The organism is Microbacterium sp. GbtcB4 (genome assembly GCF_019091465.1).
Lineage (GTDB): Bacteria > Actinomycetota > Actinomycetes > Actinomycetales > Microbacteriaceae > Microbacterium > Microbacterium paraoxydans.
Genome location: NZ_JAGXJJ010000347.1, coordinates 1 through 248, shown reverse-complemented (window position 1 = coordinate 248; position 248 = coordinate 1). Strand labels below are relative to the sequence as shown.

The 248-nt window shown below is 71.0% G+C and carries 1 protein-coding gene; it reads left to right on the top strand.

The window, feature by feature from the left end:
- A partial coding sequence (locus KVS71_RS18120; protein ID WP_217585229.1) for a hypothetical protein occupies positions 1 to 248 on the top strand: 248 nt, incomplete at both ends.

Here is a 248-nt window from a genome sequence, read left to right as displayed (position 1 = left end):
GGCCGCGGGGCGACGGCCACGACCCCCGGCTCTTCCGCGCTCTTCAACGCCACGGGCGACGCCGTGCTGCTCGACATCAGCCCCGAAGGCGTGTTCCCCGCGCCTGCCATCGCCGAGGACACCTGGCTGCGCACGAAACACTTCCTCACCGAAGCACCGGCGGCGCACGAGAAGACCTGGCTGTACCAGCCCGACTCCGGTCTGCGATGGCAGTACCTGCGAGACCGACTGCTGTCCGTCGGCGCGCC